General features: G+C 65.1%; 17 protein-coding genes. 4 read left to right on the top strand and 13 right to left on the bottom strand.

What is annotated here, in order from left to right; all coding sequences use genetic code 11:
• Positions 1–10: 10 nt before the first annotated feature.
• From HY699_09480 to HY699_09420, 13 genes are all read right to left on the bottom strand, one after another.
• Positions 11–808, bottom strand: coding sequence for a glycosyltransferase family 2 protein (locus HY699_09480; protein ID MBI4516030.1), 798 nt, complete (start codon positions 806–808; stop codon positions 11–13).
• Positions 765–2,009 (bottom strand): nucleotide sugar dehydrogenase, encoded by a 1,245-nt coding sequence (locus HY699_09475; GenBank protein ID MBI4516029.1) that lies wholly within the window; start codon positions 2,007–2,009, stop codon positions 765–767. The genes HY699_09480 and HY699_09475 overlap by 44 nt, the downstream gene beginning before the upstream one ends.
• Positions 2,006–2,968: an NAD-dependent epimerase/dehydratase family protein gene (locus tag HY699_09470; protein MBI4516028.1), complete on the bottom strand. Its 963-nt coding sequence runs from the start codon at positions 2,966–2,968 to the stop codon at positions 2,006–2,008. Before HY699_09470 ends, HY699_09475 begins: the two co-directional genes overlap by 4 nt.
• Positions 2,950–4,425: a hypothetical protein gene (locus HY699_09465; protein MBI4516027.1), complete on the bottom strand. Its 1,476-nt coding sequence runs from the start codon at positions 4,423–4,425 to the stop codon at positions 2,950–2,952. Before HY699_09465 ends, HY699_09470 begins: the two co-directional genes overlap by 19 nt.
• A gap of 103 nt (positions 4,426–4,528) precedes the next feature.
• On the bottom strand, positions 4,529–4,849 hold the full coding sequence (locus HY699_09460; protein ID MBI4516026.1) for a hypothetical protein: 321 nt from the start codon (positions 4,847–4,849) through the stop codon (positions 4,529–4,531).
• 156 nt (positions 4,850–5,005) lie between these two features.
• Positions 5,006–6,175 (bottom strand): methionine adenosyltransferase, encoded by a 1,170-nt coding sequence (locus HY699_09455; GenBank protein MBI4516025.1) that lies wholly within the window; start codon positions 6,173–6,175, stop codon positions 5,006–5,008.
• A gap of 41 nt (positions 6,176–6,216) precedes the next feature.
• Positions 6,217–6,846 (bottom strand): 5-formyltetrahydrofolate cyclo-ligase, encoded by a 630-nt coding sequence (locus tag HY699_09450; protein MBI4516024.1) that lies wholly within the window; start codon positions 6,844–6,846, stop codon positions 6,217–6,219.
• Complete coding sequence (locus HY699_09445) at positions 6,843–7,433, bottom strand: TIGR00730 family Rossman fold protein (protein ID MBI4516023.1); 591 nt, start codon at positions 7,431–7,433, stop codon at positions 6,843–6,845. The genes HY699_09450 and HY699_09445 overlap by 4 nt, the downstream gene beginning before the upstream one ends.
• Positions 7,434–7,436: 3 nt before the next feature.
• On the bottom strand, positions 7,437–8,147 hold the full coding sequence (locus HY699_09440) for an ABC transporter ATP-binding protein (protein ID MBI4516022.1): 711 nt from the start codon (positions 8,145–8,147) through the stop codon (positions 7,437–7,439).
• Position 8,148: 1 nt separating this feature from the next.
• Positions 8,149–8,919, bottom strand: coding sequence for an ABC transporter ATP-binding protein (locus HY699_09435; GenBank protein ID MBI4516021.1), 771 nt, complete (start codon positions 8,917–8,919; stop codon positions 8,149–8,151).
• Positions 8,886–9,842: a branched-chain amino acid ABC transporter permease gene (locus HY699_09430; protein MBI4516020.1), complete on the bottom strand. Its 957-nt coding sequence runs from the start codon at positions 9,840–9,842 to the stop codon at positions 8,886–8,888. The genes HY699_09435 and HY699_09430 overlap by 34 nt, the downstream gene beginning before the upstream one ends.
• A complete protein-coding gene (locus HY699_09425; GenBank protein ID MBI4516019.1) occupies positions 9,842–10,744 on the bottom strand; it encodes a branched-chain amino acid ABC transporter permease in 903 nt (300 codons plus the stop codon). Before HY699_09425 ends, HY699_09430 begins: the two co-directional genes overlap by 1 nt.
• A 41-nt stretch (positions 10,745–10,785) precedes the next feature.
• On the bottom strand, positions 10,786–11,916 hold the full coding sequence (locus tag HY699_09420; GenBank protein MBI4516018.1) for an ABC transporter substrate-binding protein: 1,131 nt from the start codon (positions 11,914–11,916) through the stop codon (positions 10,786–10,788).
• Positions 11,917–12,152: 236 nt separating this feature from the next.
• On the opposite strand from HY699_09420, the gene HY699_09415 reads away from it, so the two are divergent.
• The 4 genes from HY699_09415 (at position 12,153) to HY699_09400 (ending at position 18,335) form a co-directional block, all read left to right on the top strand.
• Positions 12,153–13,340 carry a patatin-like phospholipase family protein gene (locus HY699_09415; protein MBI4516017.1) on the top strand — a complete coding sequence of 396 codons (1,188 nt, stop codon included), beginning with the start codon at positions 12,153–12,155 and terminating at the stop codon, positions 13,338–13,340.
• 209 nt (positions 13,341–13,549) lie between these two features.
• The gene (locus HY699_09410; GenBank protein ID MBI4516016.1) at positions 13,550–13,942 is read left to right on the top strand and encodes a response regulator; all 393 of its coding nucleotides are present in this window, start codon (positions 13,550–13,552) and stop codon (positions 13,940–13,942) included.
• Positions 13,939–16,341 (top strand): PAS domain S-box protein, encoded by a 2,403-nt coding sequence (locus HY699_09405; protein MBI4516015.1) that lies wholly within the window; start codon positions 13,939–13,941, stop codon positions 16,339–16,341. The genes HY699_09410 and HY699_09405 overlap by 4 nt, the downstream gene beginning before the upstream one ends.
• Positions 16,342–16,436: 95 nt before the next feature.
• Positions 16,437–18,335, top strand: coding sequence for a type IIA DNA topoisomerase subunit B (locus HY699_09400; protein MBI4516014.1), 1,899 nt, complete (start codon positions 16,437–16,439; stop codon positions 18,333–18,335).
• Positions 18,336–18,601: the final 266 nt, after the last annotated feature.

Genomic DNA, 18,601 nt, shown 5'->3' with positions numbered 1-18,601 from the left:
CTCAGCGTCACTAACCCGCCAGTGGGCGGGAAGTTGCTCGGTCACCGCGAACTCTCCCCGGGCGATTGCGCACAGCATAGGCCCACCAGCGCAGGTACTTGGGAAACCATCGCAGCAATTGAAAGCGCGACGAGCCCGCCGGCCGGTCGGCGTGGGAGACGCAGGGCACCTCCTCCACTCGATATCCGGCTGCAAACGCCTTGACCACCAACTCCATGCCGATCTCGAAGCCGCCATCGCTCTCGATCGTAACGGCGTCGAGCAACTCGCGGCGGTAGGCCTTGAACGAGTTGGTCACGTCGAGCGTGGGCAGCCCGACCAAGTGGTGCAGGCTCCAACCTGCCAGACGCGACAGCCGCCCTTTCAGCCACGGACCGCCGATCTGCCGGCCGCCCGGGCTGTAACGCGAGGCACATACCACCATCGCGCCGGCGCGGGCCTTTTCGTACATCAGCGGCAGGGCGCGCACGTCATCCGAGAGATCCGCCATCATCACCACTGCCACACCGCCGGCGGGTGCCAGCAGGCCGGTGCGAATCGCACTGTGAGCGCCGCGACCGAAACGGTTGCGCAGCAGATGCAACTCCGGCAGCTGCGCCTGGAGAGCGCGGACCACCGGCAGCGTGTCGTCCTCCTCGAAGTCGTAAACGACGTAAACGCGCTTGGGGACTTGAACCTGGGCGTAGAGGCTTTCCAAAGTGGCGCGGATATTGGCGCCCTCGTTGAACACGGGAATGACTATGGACAGGTCTGGGTCCGTCGGTTCACTCAAGCGGCAGGTCTCGTTTTCGGTACACGATTTCACCATTGCCGAACATATTCCAGATGTCGCACACCAGCGCGTCATCCTTCAACATGGCGCGGAAGCGGCGCCGGCCAAGCTCGCGATAGACGTCGTGGTTCATGGCCACGAACACCAAGTCCGCTTGGCGCACCACCGGCTCGATTTCCCCCGGGGCAAAGTAGGGGTCGTGCAGCAACGTGTGGCAGCCTTCCGCGGCCAGGATCTTGCGGACCTTGTACGCTAGGGAGTTGCGGTTGTCGTCGATGTTGCGTTTGAAGGCGAGACCGAGAATCGCCGCGTTCAACCCGCTCAGGTCGCGCTCGCGCTTGATCCGCTCGATGAGGAAGCCGGGCACCGTCTCGTTGATCTTCCAGGCCACGGAGATGAGGTCGGCGAAGGGGACTCGATCGACCAGGAAGAAACCATCCTTGTACAGGCACGGCCCGCCGGTCAGCCCGGGCAGCTTGAGCCCGGCGCGCTTGTAGTTGTGGTTGACGAGGTTGACGACCTCGTAGATGTTGGCGCCGTGCTGCATGGCGATGACCATGAACTCGTTGCCGATGGCGAAGTCGATGTAGCGGTGCATGTTGCAGAACAGCTTGGCCAGCTCGGCGGCAGTGGCGTCGCTGTGGAGGAGTTCGGGCGCGATGCGACCGAAAAGGTCGGAGGCGCGGCGTGAGCTTTCGGGATCGAGGGCGCCGACGATCTGGGGAATCTCGGCGATTTCCGGGATCGCTTGGCCCTCGGCAATGCGCTCGGGGCAAAAGGCGATAAAAAAATCGCGGCCGACGACCAAAGCGGTCTCGCGCTCGATGAAGCGGCGCAAGTAGTTCGTGGTACCCGGGGCGACGGTGCTGCGCAGGATGAGCGTCTGCCCCGAGCGGAAGTGCGGAATCAAGCCGGCGACCACACGCTCGAGCTGGGTGTAGGCCGGATTCATGTGCTCGTCCACCGGCGTGCCGAAGGTCAACACCACGTAGTCGGCCTGGCCGACGGCAGCCGGATCACCGCCGGGACGAAAGCTCCGGCCGGCGTGACGCGCCAGCAGCTCCGCGGCGCCTTCCTCGATGAACGGCAACCTGCCGGCCTGCAACGCGCTGAGTCGGGCCGGATCAACTTCGACCCCCAGCACCCGGCAGCCGTGCTCGGCAAACACCAGCGCCAGCGGCAAGCCGACGCGGCCGAGCCCGACCACGGCTACGGTGGTGCCATCGTCCTTCTTCATCTTCGCATCCGATAGGCGGCAATCACTTCCGCCAACCCGTCCCGCAGCGCAATCTGCGCCTGCCAGCCCAACTTCTCGCGGGCCTTGCCGACCGCCGGCACCCGCCGCTGTATGTCGTGCTGCAGCGGCTCAACGTGCCGGACGCTAAACGGCACGTCCGGGCGGCAGAGATCGTGAATCAGCCGCGCCAGCTCGATGATCCGGGTCTCCTCGCCGGTACTGAGGTTGAAGTCTTCGTTGACGGCGGCCTCGGATTCCATGGCGGCGACGATGCCGCGGGCGATGTCGCGCACGTGGGTGAAGCAACGCGTCTGCTCGCCGTTGCCGAGTAATTCCAGCGGCTCGTCGGAATCGCCGAGATCGAGCGCCTTCTTGATCAAGTCGGGGATGACGTGGGCGAGGCCGACCTCGTCGCCCGGGAGTTCCTCCGGCCCATAGGCGTTGAACGGGCGGATGATCGTGTACGGGAGGCCGAACTGGTCATGAAAGGCGCGGCAGTAGTACTCGCCGGCCAACTTGCTGAATCCGTAAGCCGTCAGCGGTGGTGCGATTTCCCAGACATCGCGCTCGTGACTGGGGAAACTAGTCGCCTTCTCGAACACCATAGACGACGAGACAAACACGATGCGGCGAAAGCGCAACCCGGCGGCGGCGCGGAAAGTGGCGGCGTAGATGCGATCGTTTTCGGCCAGGATGTCAGCGGGAAACTTGTGGAAGTAAGCAATGCCGCCGATCTTGGCCGCCAGGTTGATGCAGACGTCGTGACCCGTGAAGGCAACACGCGTGCGCTCCGGATCGGTGAGGTCGATGCGCTCGAAGTGTGCGCCCACCGGTGGCGCCGCCCCTTCTTTGCTCAGGTCGTCGACAACACTGACGATGTAGCCGCGGCGCAGTAGCTCCCCGACCACCGCACGGCCGATGAACCCGGCCCCGCCGGTAACTACGACACGGGTGGCCATCGCAACCAATCCCATCGCCGCTGACTTCCCGGCCACGGCTGGCCGGGCGCTAACACATAGGGCGCACTCATCGTACGGCGCCCGGGACTCGCTTCCACTCGTGACACCTCCTCCACCGAGCGCACGCCGAGGTGCACATCCGGCAGAATCAAGCGATGCGCTCCGGTATCGTCGAACAGCATGAATGTCAACGGATTGCGCGCCACCACCAGCTCACGGGTGCCCGGATCATGATCGGCAATCCATTCCACCGTATAGAGCCAGCGAGCCGCTGAGCGCGAGAATTCGCGAAGGAAATCGAAATCCCGTTGCGCCCGGGCGCTGCCCCAGGTCACCCCCACGTGCACCAGCAGGACGACGCCGGCGCACGCCGCCGCAGCCGCTACCCCGCGGCGCGGTAGCGCCGCCAACGCCGCCACCGCGGCGAGGGCCAAGCCCAAGCCGGCGATGCCAACGTAGTACCCGTAGGTGTGATCACGCAGGCCGAGTACCGGCAGCAATGCCACGGCGAACAGAGCCAACCCGAACGCCACGGCCCGTTTCTCTGCCGAAATCCGACGCCCCGGCCGGGCCAACACCGCCGCCACCACGGTCGCCGCGGTCACGACTCCGCCAATCCCCGTGATCGGCCAACTCGTCCCCGGGGGGCCGGGGTCGATTACGGCAAACAGCAGGTTGAACCCGAACGCGGCGTAGCGACCGAGGTGGTCCAGGATCCCCCAAGGATCGGCATGCCAACCGTAGGCTCGCAGCGTGGCTGCTTGCCGAAATGGGTCGGGGAACGAAAATGGGAACACGAAGCGCAGGTAGTACAGCTTGGCCGCCGCGTACGCTAGCGCCACGGCATAGAAAGGAGCCTGGGCCAGCCAATCCCGCCGATTCGGCCATCTCCCTTCGAGCAAGACCACGCTGAGGCTGAGCACTACCGGCAAAGTAACCGCGTGCTCGCCACAGCCGAGTGCGGCCAGGAACAGGGGTAGACACAGCGCCAACCGGGCGCGACCATCCCACCGCAGCCACAGGCAAAGGCACAGCAAGTAGAAGAAAGCCGTGCCGGTCATGCTGAAGAGCGCCATCCAAAACACGGCGATGGCGTGCCCGGGCGCGCTGGCATAGACCAAGGCCACCGCTAGCCCGAGCAGTCGGGACCGCAAAACCGTCGATGCGATCGCGTAACCGAGCAGCCCATTGAGGCAATGAAAGAGGACCTGCACGGCGTGATAGCCGGCCGCATCGTAGCCGAACGCGGCGTGCAAGAGACGGAAGTAGACCACCGTGGACAGCGGCCGGTAGAGCACGAAGCCGTTTCGACCCGGAACAAAGAACTGCACGATATCCAGCGGCCCGCGCAGATCCACGGCCGCGGCCTCGCTCAGCACCCAGTAGTCGTCGTAGTGGAAGAAAGCGCCGGTGGCGTCGCAGTATGAGAGCCCGTAGAAAAGCGCCAATACCGCCACCGGGGCGGCACCACGCGCCCACGGCCCCTGCCCTAGCCGTACTAGCCTGGCCGCCCATCTCCGGGAAGCCAACCTGCGAGTGGCTGCTACTGGCGTAATCGTGTCAGCTGCGGGCGGCGCGCCGCCTGGTTGATCGCGCCCGCGTCGAGCGGGTCCGCCGCGCCGGGGGCCGTGCCGTCTTCTTGCGTTGCGCCGGACGGCGCAAGAGCTGGTACTTCACTTTGCTCTGCAACTGCCCGAAGAGCATCCCCAACCGGTCGATGTCGTGGCGCCGGATGGCTTCCTCGATCCGCTGCTTGTGGTCTTCCAGATAGGTAATCTGGTACGGCCGCCCTTGCACACGGATCCGTTCGGGAACTTTCGAGCGCGCTTGGATGATACGAGCGATCTCGTGCAATATGGAAGAATCAATCTTAGCGAGCACCGGCCTAGCCTCCGGCTCCCGGCTTCACCACCACTGCCTCCCGGGAGTGCCAATCCCGTTTACCACGAAAGCCAACAATGGCAAAGCCACTTTCTTGCCGGCTGCATGTCGGCCCGATCGCAGGGGCGGCCCTACCCCGCTGGCTCGCCTGCCCCGTCAGCGCACGTGGCGGCGCAACTCGTCGACCTTATCGGACCTCTCCCAAGTGAAGAATCCACCTTCAGGAGCGCGCCCAAAGTGGCCATATGCCGCGGTTTTTTTGTAGATGGGCCGCTTCAGGTCGAGACTTTTGATGATCTCCGCCGGCTTCAACTTGAAGGACTGTAGCACGGCATCCGCGATGACCTCGTCGGGGACGGTGCCGGTGTCGAAGGTATCTATCAGCACCGATACCGGATCGGCCACGCCGATGGCGTAGGCGAGCTGCACCTCACAGCGGTCGGCCAGACCGGAGGCCACGACGTTGCGGGCGATGTAGCGCGCCATATAGGCCGCGCTGCGGTCGACCTTCGAGGGGTCCTTGCCCGAAAAGGCGCCTCCTCCGTGCCGACCGTAGCCGCCGTAGGTGTCGACAATGATCTTGCGCCCGGTCAACCCGCAGTCCCCCTGGGGACCGCCGACCACGAAGCGGCCGGTGGGGTTGACGTGGTAGATGGTGTCGGCGGTCAGCAATTCCCGCGGGATGACTTGCTTGATAACCTCTTCGATGACCGCCTCGCGCAGCCGCTCGTAAGCGACGTTGGGAGTATGTTGGGTTGAAACCACCACGGTGGTGACGGCGACCGGCTTGCGATCCTTATACTTGACCGTGACTTGCGACTTGGAATCCGGGCGAACGAACGGCAAGGCACCGGCCTTGCGCAGGTCGGTCAGCCGTTGCACCAGCCGATTGGCCATGAAGATCGGCAGCGGCATCAGTTCCGGCGTCTCGTTGCAGGCATAGCCGAACATCAGGCCCTGATCGCCCGCCCCTTGTTCCTTGTGGAGGCCCTCGCCTTCGGTCACTCCCTGGGAGATGTCCGGCGACTGCCGATCGACAGCGGTCAGAATCGCGCAGGTATTGCCGTCAAAACCCATTTCCGACGACACGTAACCCACCTCGATCACCGTATTCCGCACCACATCGGCGTAATTGATGATGGCGTTGGAGGTGATTTCGCCGGCGACCACGACCATACCGGTCTTGGCCAGTGCCTCACAGGCAACGCGGCTGTCGGGGTCCTGCGCTAGCAAGGCGTCGAGAATGCTGTCCGAGATCAGGTCGCACATCTTGTCCGGATGGCCTTCTGAAACCGACTCGGAGGTGAACACGAAATCCTTCTTCATAGTAAGAGCCTCTCCAGGTTCGGGCCGTTGGCCGGCCGAACTCACAGGGGTGCCTTGATATCAGGTTGCGCTTCGGGCTGTAAACCCTCGATCCAGGCGTTGGCCGAGCTGACGACGGCGTGCATGGGCACGTCGAGCAGGCCGATGGGCAAGTCCTCCACCAACTGCTCGGCAAACGCCACCCCGATCCGGTATCCCTGCCCGCCCAGAGGAGGCGCAACCAGGGTGCGGTCAAAGTAACCCTGGCCGCGTCCAAGGCGGCCACCGCGGGGTGAGAACCCCAACCCCGGCACGATGATAACGCAGTCACGAGCCTCGGTCGCGCTTAGGTCTTCATCAGACTGCGGCTCCAGGAATGGCTGTATGCTGGCGCGCCATTCGGTATCCGCGTGCACGCGCACGAAGCGCAGCGGCTGATTCGGGCCGCGCATCCGGGGGAAGAACGTCCGGCATCCCCTCGCCTCAGCCTCGCGCCACAGCGCTGTAACGTCCACTTCGCTCGGCAACGGTCGATACAGCAGAACGGCCGGTGCCCGGCGAAATACTTCCCGGGCGCTCACCGATTCGCAGATCCGGCGGCTCTGCGCCGTCCGCTCCCCCGGCGTCATAGCGGCCAGCCGCGCCCGCAGCCGGACCCGCCATTCCGCCTTGGCGCGCAGCAGCTCGCTCACATCTGATTGCGGTCGATCCACTTCTTCTCCGGTGCGGGCGGCTTAAAGGCCAGGAACGCCTCGATCAAGCCCGCCGGCTCCGGCGCCACCAAGAGCAGTTGGCGATGTTCCGGGCGCAAGAAGCGCTCGCTCACTGCGTGGTCCAAGAGCGCTATGAGAGGGTCGAAGTAGCCGCCGACGTTGAGCAAGCCAAGGGGCTTATCGTGCAAACCAAGCTGGCGCCAGGTGGCGACCTCGAACAGCTCCTCCAACGTCCCCAAGCCGCCCGGCAGGGCAATGAAGCCATCCGCCAGGTCGGCCATCAGGGCTTTGCGGCCGTGCATGCTCTCCACCACCCGCAGGTCGGGCAACCCCACGTGCGCCACTTCGAGGGCCCGCAGGCTTTCTGGAATGACCCCGATCACGTGCCCCCCGCGCGCGAGCATAGCGTCGGCCAAGATTCCCATCAGCCCGACGTTACCGCCGCCGTACACCAACTCGATACCCCGCCGCACCAGGCAAGCGCTCAACTCCACCGCAGCGCCGGCGTAAGCCGGCCGGGCTCCCGGCGACGAGCCGCAGAAGACGCACAGGCGGCGAATCGTCATGGCTCACTCACCGAGATACGCGGCGCGTACTTCCGGGCTCTTGAGCAAGTTGGCGCCGGTGTCTTCGAGCACGATGCGTCCGGTCTGCAAGACGTAGCCGCGGCCGGCAACGTGCAGCGCCATGTGGGCATTTTGCTCCACCAGCAGAATGGTGGTGCCCTGGCTGTTGATCTCACGGATGATGGCAAAGATCTTCTGCACCACCAGCGGCGCCAAGCCCAGCGACGGTTCATCGAGCAACAGCAGCTGCGGCCGCGCCATCAAGGCCCGGCCAATCGCTAGCATCTGCTGCTCGCCGCCGCTCAACGTTGCCGCCGATTGCTGCACCCGTTCCTGCAGCACGGGAAAGAGCTCAAACACCCGCGCCATGGTCTCGCGCACTTCTTCCCGGTCTTTACGTTGATAGGCCCCCAGCTGCAGGTTTTCCCACACCGTCAGATTGGCGAACACCTGCCGCCCTTCGGGCACCTGGCTAATGCCTTCGCGCACGATTGTGTGCGGCGGCAGCCGGTCGAGCCGCACCGTCTTGTCGAAGACGATTTCCCCGGCCGCCGGCGCCACCAAGCCGCTGATTGCACGCAGCAGCGTGCTCTTGCCGGCACCATTGGAGCCGATAAGCGTAACGATCTCTCCCGGCGCTACCGACAGCGACACCCCCTGCAAGGCGTGGATGGCGCCGTAGAAGACGTTGAGGTTCTTGATCGAGAGCAGCATCTCAGCCGCCCGCTTGCTCGCCGAGGTAGGCCTCGATCACCTTGGGATCACGGCGGATGACCTCGGGCGGGCCGACGGCGATGGTCTCGCCGTGATCGAGCACCGTAATGCGCTCGCAGATCTGCATAATCAGGGGCATGTCGTGCTCGATGATGAGGATGCCGAGGCCGAGGTCATCGCGCAGCCAGCGAATCTTCTCCATCAGCTCGACCTTTTCCTGCGGGTTGGTGCCGGCAGCGGGCTCATCGAGCAGGAGCAGTTTCGGCCGCGTCGCCAACGCCCGGGCGATCTCCAGGCGGCGCTGCGAGCCGTACGGCAGCGAGCGCGCGGGCGCGTCGAGCTGCGACTCCAGGCCGACCATTTGCAGCAGCTTGCGACACTCGGCCTCGATCCGGCTCCGTTCCGCTTGCGCCCCGCGCGTGCCCAGCATCGTCCCCAACAGCTGGTGATGGGGATGGCGATTGTAGCCCACCATCACATTCTCGAACGCCGTCAGGTTGGCGAACAGCCGAATCCCCTGGAACGTCCGCGCGATCCCGCGCCGGTTGATCTGAAACGGCGCCAGCCCGGCGATGCGAGCGTTTCCCAGCCGGATGTCGCCCGCGTCGGGCGCGTAGACGCCGGTGATGAGATTGAACACCGTCGTCTTGCCGGCGCCGTTGGGTCCGATCAGCCCGACCAGCTCGCCCGGGTCGAGCGCGAAGTTGAACCGGCTGACCGCCTTCAAGCCGCCGAAGCTCAGCGAGCAGTCTTGAGCTTCCAGAAACGCCATTGGGTGATCTCTTGGCTGCCCAGCAATCCAGCCGGCCGGGTCAGCATCATAACGATCAGCAGCAGTGAGTAGATGATCATGCGGTATTCGGCACCGAAGCGCAGCAACTCGGGCAACACGGTGAGCGCAGCGGCCGCCAGCAATGCACCGCTGATGCTGCCCGAGCCGCCGAGCACGACCATCACCACGATCTCGATGCTCTTCAGGAAAGTGAACGAGTTGGTGTGGATGTAGCCGATGAAATGCGCAAACAGGCCGCCGGCCACGCCCGCCCAGAACGCGCCCAGCGTGAAGGCGATGATCTTGTAGCGGGTGGTATCCACGCCCATGGCGGCGGCGGCAATCTCGTCCTCACGAACAGCCCGAAACGCCGTCCCTTTGGGCGAGTGCACCAGCCGCCACAACAAGCCGACACAGAGCACGGCGCAGACGTAGGTGGAGGTAAACGTCGCCGCCGCCGGAATGCTCAAACCGCGTGCCCCGCCCACGGCCTCGGTGTTCAGGATCACCACCCGGATGATTTCACCGAATCCCAGTGTCACGATCGCCAAGTAATCGCCGCGCAGCCGCAGCGTCGGCATCCCGACCAGCAGTCCGGCCGCCGCTGCGGCACAGCCGCCGGCGAGCAGCGCCGCCGCCAGCCCCATTACACCCACGCCGTACGGCCAAGCGTAAATCGTGAAGGCGGCACCGACGTAGGCACCCAGCGCCATGAAGCCGGCGTGACCGAGCGAAAACTGCCCGGTGATACCGTTGATCAGGTTCAAGCTCACCGCCAGCATGCCGTTGATGCCGATGTAGACGACGATCTGCAGATAGTACGGATTGAGCGCTCGGTTGAGCAACAACCCGAGCGGCCACTGCAACAGCACCAGCAGCGCCAGGACGGCGTTGCGCCGCAGCAACGACACCAAGCCGCCCATCAGACCTTCTCCACCGTCACCTTGCCGAACAGACCGGTGGGCTTGACCAGCAACACGCCGATGAGGATGACGAACGCCACCGCGTCGCGATAGGTCGAGCTGAGGTAAGCCGCCACCAAAGTCTCCGTCACTCCCATCAGCACGCCGCCGACGACGGCACCGGGAAAATTGCCGATGCCACCCAACACCGCCGCCACGAACGCCTTGACCCCCGGCAGTAAACCCATCAGCGGATCGATCTTGGGATTGCGCAGCCCGACCATCGCTCCGGCGGCGGCGGCCAGCGCCGAGCCCAGCATGAACGTCAGCGACAGCACGGTGTTGACGTTGATGCCCATCAGCGCCGCCGTATCGTAGCTGAAGGATACCGCGCGCAAAGCCATGCCGACGCGGGTCTTCATCACCACCCAGCGCAGCCCGATCATCAGCACCAGCGAGACCACGATCACCAGCGCATCGAGGTTGGTGAGCACCACCCCGCCGGCGCGAAACAGCGAGTGCGACTCGATCAACTGCGGAAAGAATTTCGGATCGGGACCGAACACGCGCTGGCCGCCGAACTCGAGCAGCATCGAGACGCCGATCGCGGTAATCAGCATCGAGGAGCGCGGCTGGTGGCGCAGCCGCCGATACGCCACCAGCTCGATCAGCGCCCCCAGCGCGGCACAGAGCGCCATGGCGACGATCATCACCACCACGAAGCCTTGCAGCGAGGGCGCGCTGGCAAAGCCGAGCCAGTGCGCGACGTAGTAGGCCGTCATCGCCCCGATCATGTAAACGTCGCCGTGCGCGAAGTTGATCAGGCGCAAGACGCCGTAGACCATGGTGTACCCAAGCGCGATCAAGGCATAGATCGCCCCCCACGCCAGCCCGTTGATCAGTTGCTGGATGAACTGCTCCACCGCGTCAGGCTCCTAGCACTCGGACGCGTAGGCCGCTGCGGTCACGGCGCAATCGACTCGACGAAGCGGAACTCGCCGTTGTCGATCTTCAGCACCACAATCGCTTTGCGCGCGTTGCGCTCGCCGTCGATGGTGATGCGGCCGCTGACGCCGGGGAAGTCCTTGGTGGCCGCCAGCGCAGCACGGATGGCCGGGCCATCGCTGGAGCCGGCGCGAGCGATGGCCGCCGCCAGCATCCGCATCGCGTCGTAGCCCAGCACGGCCATAGCATCGGGCACCTTGCCGCCGTAGGCCGCGCGGTAATCGGCGATGAACTTCTGCACCTCCGGCCGCTGCTCGTCGGCGGAGTAGTGGTTGGTGAAGTACGTCCCGTCCACCGCTTTGCCGCCGATCTCAGCCGTCTTCGGGCTGTCCCAGCCGTCGCCGCCCAGCAGGGTGGCCGTCAGCCCCAATTCGCGCGCTTGCCGGGCAATCAGGGCGCATTCGGTGTAGTAGCCGGGCACGTAGATGGCCTCGGGATTCACGGCCTTGATCGCCGTCAGCTGGGCCTTGAACTCGATGTCGCCCTCGCCGTAGCTCTCCTCGGCCACGATCTCGCCGCCCAAGCTCTTCACCGTGTCGCGAAAGAACTGCGTCAGCCCGACCGAGTAGTCGTTCTTGGTATCGGTCAGAATCGCCAGGCGACGCACCTTGAGGGTGTTAATGGCGAACTTGGCCATGGTGGAGCCCTGAAACGGATCGATGAAACAGGCGCGGAAGATGTAGTCGCCGACCTGTGTCACCTTGGGATTCGTCGACGAGGGCGACAGCATCGGAATCTTGTTCGCCTGACACACCGGCGCCGCCGCCAGACTGCGGCTCGAGGCCACCTCCCCCACCACCGCCACCACCTGATTCTGCTTGATCAGCTTGAGCACGGCGGTGACGGCCTCTTCGGGCTTGCTCTGGTCGTCCTCGGTGATGACCGTGACCCGCTTGCCCAGCAGCCCGCCGCCGGCGTTGATCTCTGTCAGCGCTAGCAGCACGCCCTCGTGCGTCGAGGTGCCGAAGGTGGCGGTGCCGCCGGTCAACGAGCCGTACTCACCAATCCTGATTTCGTCCGCTTGCTGGCTGCAGGCACTGCCCCACAGCGCCAGCACCACCGCGATCAGCAGGCTCCTAGTGCGTTTCACGATTCCTCCCGCTATCATGCCGACAATGGCAGCGCGAGCGCTCGATCCTGGCAGTGGCCGTTGCGATCCGGGCAAGAGCCGTTGCCAACAGTTCACGTCCCGCACAACGGCGCGCACCATACACAGAGTCCGCAAGCACGGTCAATGTGGCCCGGGCAGGTGACATGCGCGGCCGCAGTTCCCTTTACCTCGCAATGACATGTCCGCTATGAGACACGAAGGGTGGAGAAGCGGTGATGCCTGACGACAAGAGGTACCGGCGAGTCACACCGGGGCTGCGCGAGCAGCGCCCGCACCGGCTCGGTCTCGTGCTCTCCGGCGGCGGCGCCCGGGGCGCCTTCCAGGTCGGCGTTTACGAGCGGTTGTTGAAGGACCAGCGGTTCGCCTCCGGGCCGACCGTGCTTTCCGGCACTTCCGCCGGCGCCATCAACGCCGCGCTGATCGCCGCCGGTAAGTCACCGCGGGAGATGATGCAGTTTTGGAATGCGATCGCCGACAATCCGCCGGTGGTCGCCAGCGCCCGATTCTTTCGCACTGCCGCACGCACGCTCATGCGGCTGACTTGGGAAGAAGGCGCCCGCTGGCTGCAATCGACCGCGCCGCTCCTCTCCTTCCTGCAGCGCGCGCGCAACCACTGGCCGCCGCGCCGCGGCAGCCTCTTGGCCCTGTGCGTCGAGTACCTGCTCGCCACCCGCTTCGAGCTGGTCAGCCGCTTCTTAGCCGGTGTCGGCGAGCCCTTCCTGGCCGACACCGCCCAGCTGCGCGACCGCCTGGTGGAGGTGTTCGGCGGCGACAGCATCCCCAGCAACGGCCTGCGCCTAGCCATCAACACCGTCGATGCCCACAGCGGCCAGGTAGTGCGCTACGTCAACGCCGAGACCGCGCTCACCCGGCCACCTGACTACCACATCGTCGACGCCATCACCGTCGACATGGTGCTGGCCAGCGCCAGTATCCCCCTGCTCTTCCCGCCAGTGCAGATCGGTACCTACCTGTTGTGGGACGGCGGCTTGCTGGTGAACACGCCGCTGGCGCCGGTGGTGGCGCTGGGAGCCGAGGAGATCATTACCGTGCTGGTGACCGAGCCGCCCGACCCGCAACGCGGCCCCCTGCCCCACCTCGGCCGCGCCGTCGAGCGCACCGTCGATAGCTTGCTCGAAAACGCTTACAACGTTGACCGCAAGTTGTTGCTCGAACGCAACCGCTTGGCCCGCCTCGATGGCAGCCACTACCGCTCCGTCACCCTCTACGACGTGCTGCGGCCCGCGCGCAACGCCTGCTTTGATACCGGTTCGTATCTGTTCTTCGAACGCGGCGTGATGGCAGCCATGCATGCCGCCGGCCGGCGTGCCGCCACCGCCTGGCTGGCCGCCGGACCGGTAGTGGATCACCTCGAAGAGCCCGCTACCGGCGCCGCCGCGTGAATTCTCCGCCTCTCTGAGTCCCGCATTCAGACGGCTTGGACAGCAATTGGTCTGAGCCCTAGACGGCGCCCCCCAACAACCCCTCGCGGAAGCGCCCCTGCTAGCCCCAGGCCCTTGGCACAGAGCCTGCTGCTAGCAGGGTTATGATGGGCCGCCTGGACCGTCGCTATTCACTTCTTCCGCCTGCACTGGCGGCGCAGGGGTAGACCATGACGCAACACCTCCTCATCGTTGACGACGAAGCCTCGATTCTTTTCGCCCTCCAAGACTACTTCAGCTTCAAGGGCTATCGGGTCGATTGCGCCGAGGACCGCCAGAGTGCTCAGGCCTTGCTAGCCAACGCCCGACGCGCCGGCACCGGTTACGACGTGGTGGTCACCGACTTGAGCCTGAACGGCAGGGACAGCACCGATGGCCTCGACGTCATCGAGCACGCTTGCGCCCACGCCCCGCACTGCCGCGTCATCTTGCTCTCCGGGAACTTAACTAAACAGCTCGAACGCGAGGCCTACGCCCGCGGGGTCCACGGCGTCTTCAACAAAGGAATCCCACTGCCGGAGTTGGAGATCGCTGTTGCCGCGTTGATTGGAGGAAACTCATGAACCTCGCCGGCACACAGGGCACCGGCGAGCCGCTTGCACCGATCATCGCCGGCGAGCGTCAGCCCACGGGAAATCGCGACTCCGGCACTTCGGCGGGCTGCGTTCTGATCATCGACGACAATCCCAGGAATATCTTCGCCACTCAGGCCCTGCTCGAGTCGGCGGGCTTCACCGTTGTCAGCGCCACCACCGGCTACGAGGGGCTGCGCCTCGCTCGCACCCATCAGCCCGACGTCATCTTGCTCGACGTGGTGCTGGCCGATGAGAGCGGCCTCACCGTCTGCCGCCGCATCAAGAGCGACCGTACGTTGACCGGCATCCCGGTGTTGCTGATCTCCGCGCTCGACACCTCCTCGCACAACCACACCCAGGGTCTAGAAGCCGGCGCCGACGGCTACGTCAACCGGCCGGTGGATAACCGCGAGCTGATCGCTTGGGTGCGTGCGATGTTGCGCATCCGGCTGGCCGAGCAGCGCTCGCGCGAGAGCGAGGCTCGTCTGGCCGGCATCATCGACTCGGCCATGGACGCCATCATTACGGTGGACGCGAGCTGGTGCATCGTGCGGTTCAATGCCGCCGCCGAGCAGATGTATCAGTGCCCGGCGGCCCTGGCCATTGGGCAACCGCTCAACAGCTTCATTCCAGAGCGCTTTCGCGAGGAGCACACGCGGGCGACACAAGCCTTCGGCCACAGCGGCTCAACCAAGCGCCGCATGGGCGCACCCGGGCGGGTCATCGGCCTGCGGGCCAGCGGCGAGGAGTTTCCCGCCGAGGCCTCGATCTCTCGGGCCGAGGCGGCCGGGCAGATGCTGTACACGGTCATTCTGCGCGACATCTCACATCGTGTTAAGGTGGAAGCCGAGCTGCAAGCCAGCGAGGCCCGCTACCGCGACCTCTTCGATAACGCCAACGACATGATCTATGCCCACGATCTCAGCGGCAACTTCATGTTCATCAACACCGCCGCTGAACACCTCTCGGGCTACACCCAAGCCGAAGCCTGCAACATGAACATCGCTCAAGTTGTTGCACCGGAGCATATCGATCTGGCACGCTCGATAATCGCCCGCCGGCTCGCCGGCGAGTCACTGCCGCCCCATGAGCTGGACATCATCGCCAAGGACGGCCATCGGGTGCGGGTCGAGGTCAACACGCGCCTGATCTACCAAGGCGACACGCCGGTCGGCATCCAAGGCATCGCCCGCGATATTACCGCGCGCCGCGATGCCGAGGCCGCGCTGCGCGAAAGCCGCGAGCAACTCCAGTCGATCCTGGATCACGCCCCCGCGGTCATTTTCATCAAGGATTGCGACGGCCGCTACCTGCTCGTCAACCGCGAGTTCGAAGCCTGTGTCGGCATCACCCGCGATGACGCTGTCGGCAAGACCGACAGCAATATCTTCCCACCAGAGGTGGCCGAGGCCCTGCGGGCAAACGACCGCACGGTCCTCGAACGCTGCGCTGCCCTGTCGCTGGAGGAGACCGTTCCACGTGACGGCGAGCCGCGCGTCTACCTCTCCAACAAGTTCCCGCTCTTCGACGCCAAGCCCTATCCCATTGCGGTATGCGGCATTGCCACCGACATCACCGAGCGCAAACAGGCCGAGGCCGAGATCCAGCGCCTGAACGCCGAATTGGAACAACGGGTGCACGAGCGCACGGCCCAGCTAACCGCGAGCAACCAGGAGCTGGAAGCCTTCAGCTATTCCGTGTCCCACGACCTGCGCGCACCGCTGCGCGCCATCGACGGTTTCAGCAAGATGCTGCTCGAAGACTACCACGACACTCTCGACCAGCAGGCCAACCACTACCTCACGCGCATCCGCGCCGGCACCGAGCGCATGGGAGAGCTGATCGAAGACATGCTCACCTTGTCGCGTGCCGGCTCCGCGCCGATGCATGCGCAAGCGGTCGATCTCAGCGCATTGGCGGAACGTCTGGCAAGCCAGCTATGTCAGTCGCAGCCGGAGCGCCGGGTCGAGTTCGTCATCCAGCCGGGCATGGTGGCGCAGGGCGACCCGCGCCTGCTCGAGATCGTGCTCGACAACCTGCTCAACAACGCCTGGAAGTACAGCAGCAAGCACGACACTGCCTGCATCGAGTTCGCCGCCGTGGCGATTGCGGACTCGCAACTGCCGATTGCGGAACGGAGCCTCCCGCCTCCAGCCTCCAGTCCCCACCGCGAAGCGGTCTTCTTCGTACGCGACGACGGCGCCGGCTTCAACCCGGCCTACTCCGAGCGGCTGTTCACCCCCTTCCAGCGCCTGCACACCGAGACCGAGTTCGACGGAACCGGCGTCGGCCTGGCCACGGTGCAGCGCATCATTCGCCGCCACGGCGGCCGCATCTGGGCCGAAGGCAACATCGAGCAGGGCGCGACGTTCTACTTTACCCTGTGAGCCGCGCCGGCCACCCGAGTTCAGGAACAACTGACTCTGCCCGTGGCCCTGCACCACTTCTGCACTCAGCGGCGGTCTGTGGTAGATGATCGCTCATGAAGCAGAAGTACACTGCCAAGGACATCACCGTTCTCGAAGGCCTGGAGCCGGTGCGCAAGCGCCCGGGCATGTATATCGGCGGCGTCGATGCCACCGGCCTCCACCACCTGCTGTGGGAGTTGGTCGATAACGCGGTCGACGAGGCCATGAACGGCCATTGCGACAAGATCAGCGTTACCCTGCACAAGAACGGGCAGACAGTCACCGTCAGCGACAACGGCCGCGGCATTCCGGTCGACCTGCACCCCAAGTACAAGCGCTCGGCACTCGAGTTGATCCTGACCACGTTGCACGCCGGCGGTAAGTTCGAGAACCAGAACTATTTCCACTCCGGCGGCCTGCACGGCGTCGGCGCCTCGGTGGTCACCGCGCTGTCGTCGTCGCTCACCGCCAACGTCAAACGCGACGGCTACCATTGGGAGCAAAGCTTCGCCCGCGGCACCGCCACCGGCAAGATGAAACGCGGCGCTGCTGCCCGCGGCTCCGGTACCAGCATTACGTTCACCCCTGACCCGCAGATCTTCCCCCAGCCCACCTTCCAGCCCGACCTCATCCGCGAGCGGCTCGAAGCCCGCTCCTACCTGCACCGCGGCCTGACGCTGGTGTTCGACAACCAAGTCGAGCAGCAGACCGGCACCTTTCTCCACCAGCGCGGCATCGCCGAATACATCGACAAGCTCATCGCCGACAGCGGCAAAAAACAGGTGGCCGAGCCGTTCTACGCCGAGCGCAAGGACGGCCTGATCGTCGAGTGTGCGCTGGCCTGGACCGAAGCCACCGACGAGCGCATCCTCTCCTTCGTCAACGGCATTCCGACTCCGATGGGCGGCACCCACGACAACGGCTTGAAAAACGGCTTGACCAAGGCGGTGCGCAACTATCTTGGCGTCCAGAACCTGACCCCGAAAGGCCTGACGGTGGCGGCCGAGGACATTCGCGAGGGCCTGGTGGCGGTGCTCTCCGTTTATCTGCAACACCCGCAGTTTCAAGGGCAAACGAAAGAGCGGCTCAACAACCCGGAGGTGGCGGCACCGATCGACAACTTCATCCGCAGCGCGCTGGAGAACCACCTGTTGCAGAACCGCACCCAGGCCAACGCCGTGGCCGCCCGCGTTGTCCTCGCGGCCCGCGCCCGCACCGCCTCGCGCGCCGCCGCCGAGAGTGTGCAGCGCAAGACCGCGATCTCCCACCGCCTCAATTTGCCCGGCAAGCTGGCCGACTGCAGCTCGACCAACCCGGCCGAGAGCGAACTGTTCGTGGTCGAGGGCGACTCCGCCGGCGGTTCGGCCAAGCAGGGCCGGGCGCGTGAATTCCAGGCCATCCTGCCGCTGCGCGGCAAGGTGCTCAACACCGAGCAGGCCTCGACCGCGAAAGTGCTCAGCAACAAGGAGCTCAGCGACTTGGTCTCCGCGCTCGGCTGCGGCGCGGGTAAGACTTTCGATGCCGCCAAGCTGCGCTACCACAAGATCTGCCTGCTGATGGACGCCGACTCCGACGGCCACCACATCTGCACCCTGCTGCTCACCTTCTTCTACCGCCACCTGCCCGACTTGATTCGCCAGGGCTACGTCTTCATCGCGCAACCACCGCTCTATCGTGTCGACATCGGCAAAGAGACGCGCTGGGCCCTCGACGACTCCGAGCGTGACCGCATCCTGGCCCAGGCCGGCGGCAAGCACGCCACTGTCCAACGCTTCAAGGGATTGGGGGAGATGAACCCGGCCACGCTCAAGGAGACCACCCTCGACCCCGCACGCCGCACGCTACTGCAGGTCGCGGTGGTCGATGATGCCGCCACCGAGCAGGCGATCCAAACGCTGATGGGCAAAGAGGTGGAGCCGCGCTTCCGCTTCATCATGGAACGCGCCCCCAAGGTCGCCGAGGTCGACGTGTAGCCGCTCGCGAACCTCAGCCTGCCGGGTGCGCGACAAATTCGTGGGTAACGTGGTTCGGTGTTATCGCCGTCATTCCCGCTTTCGCGGGAATGATAAATTGCGTCCCTTTCGGCATGGGCCTCGGCCTGACAGTACACAGTACTGTCAGACTGGTGAGGATTTGCCCGGTCGGCTGCACGTTACCCACAGTTTTGTCGCACACCGCTACACGATCTCGTCATAGAGGTCTCGCCAGTCCGGGTTCTGAGCTTCGATCAGCTCGATCC

This window comes from Deltaproteobacteria bacterium (assembly GCA_016210005.1).
Lineage (GTDB): Bacteria > Desulfobacterota > Binatia > HRBIN30 > JACQVA1 > JACQVA1.
This window is presented reverse-complemented; position numbering and strand designations above follow the sequence as displayed.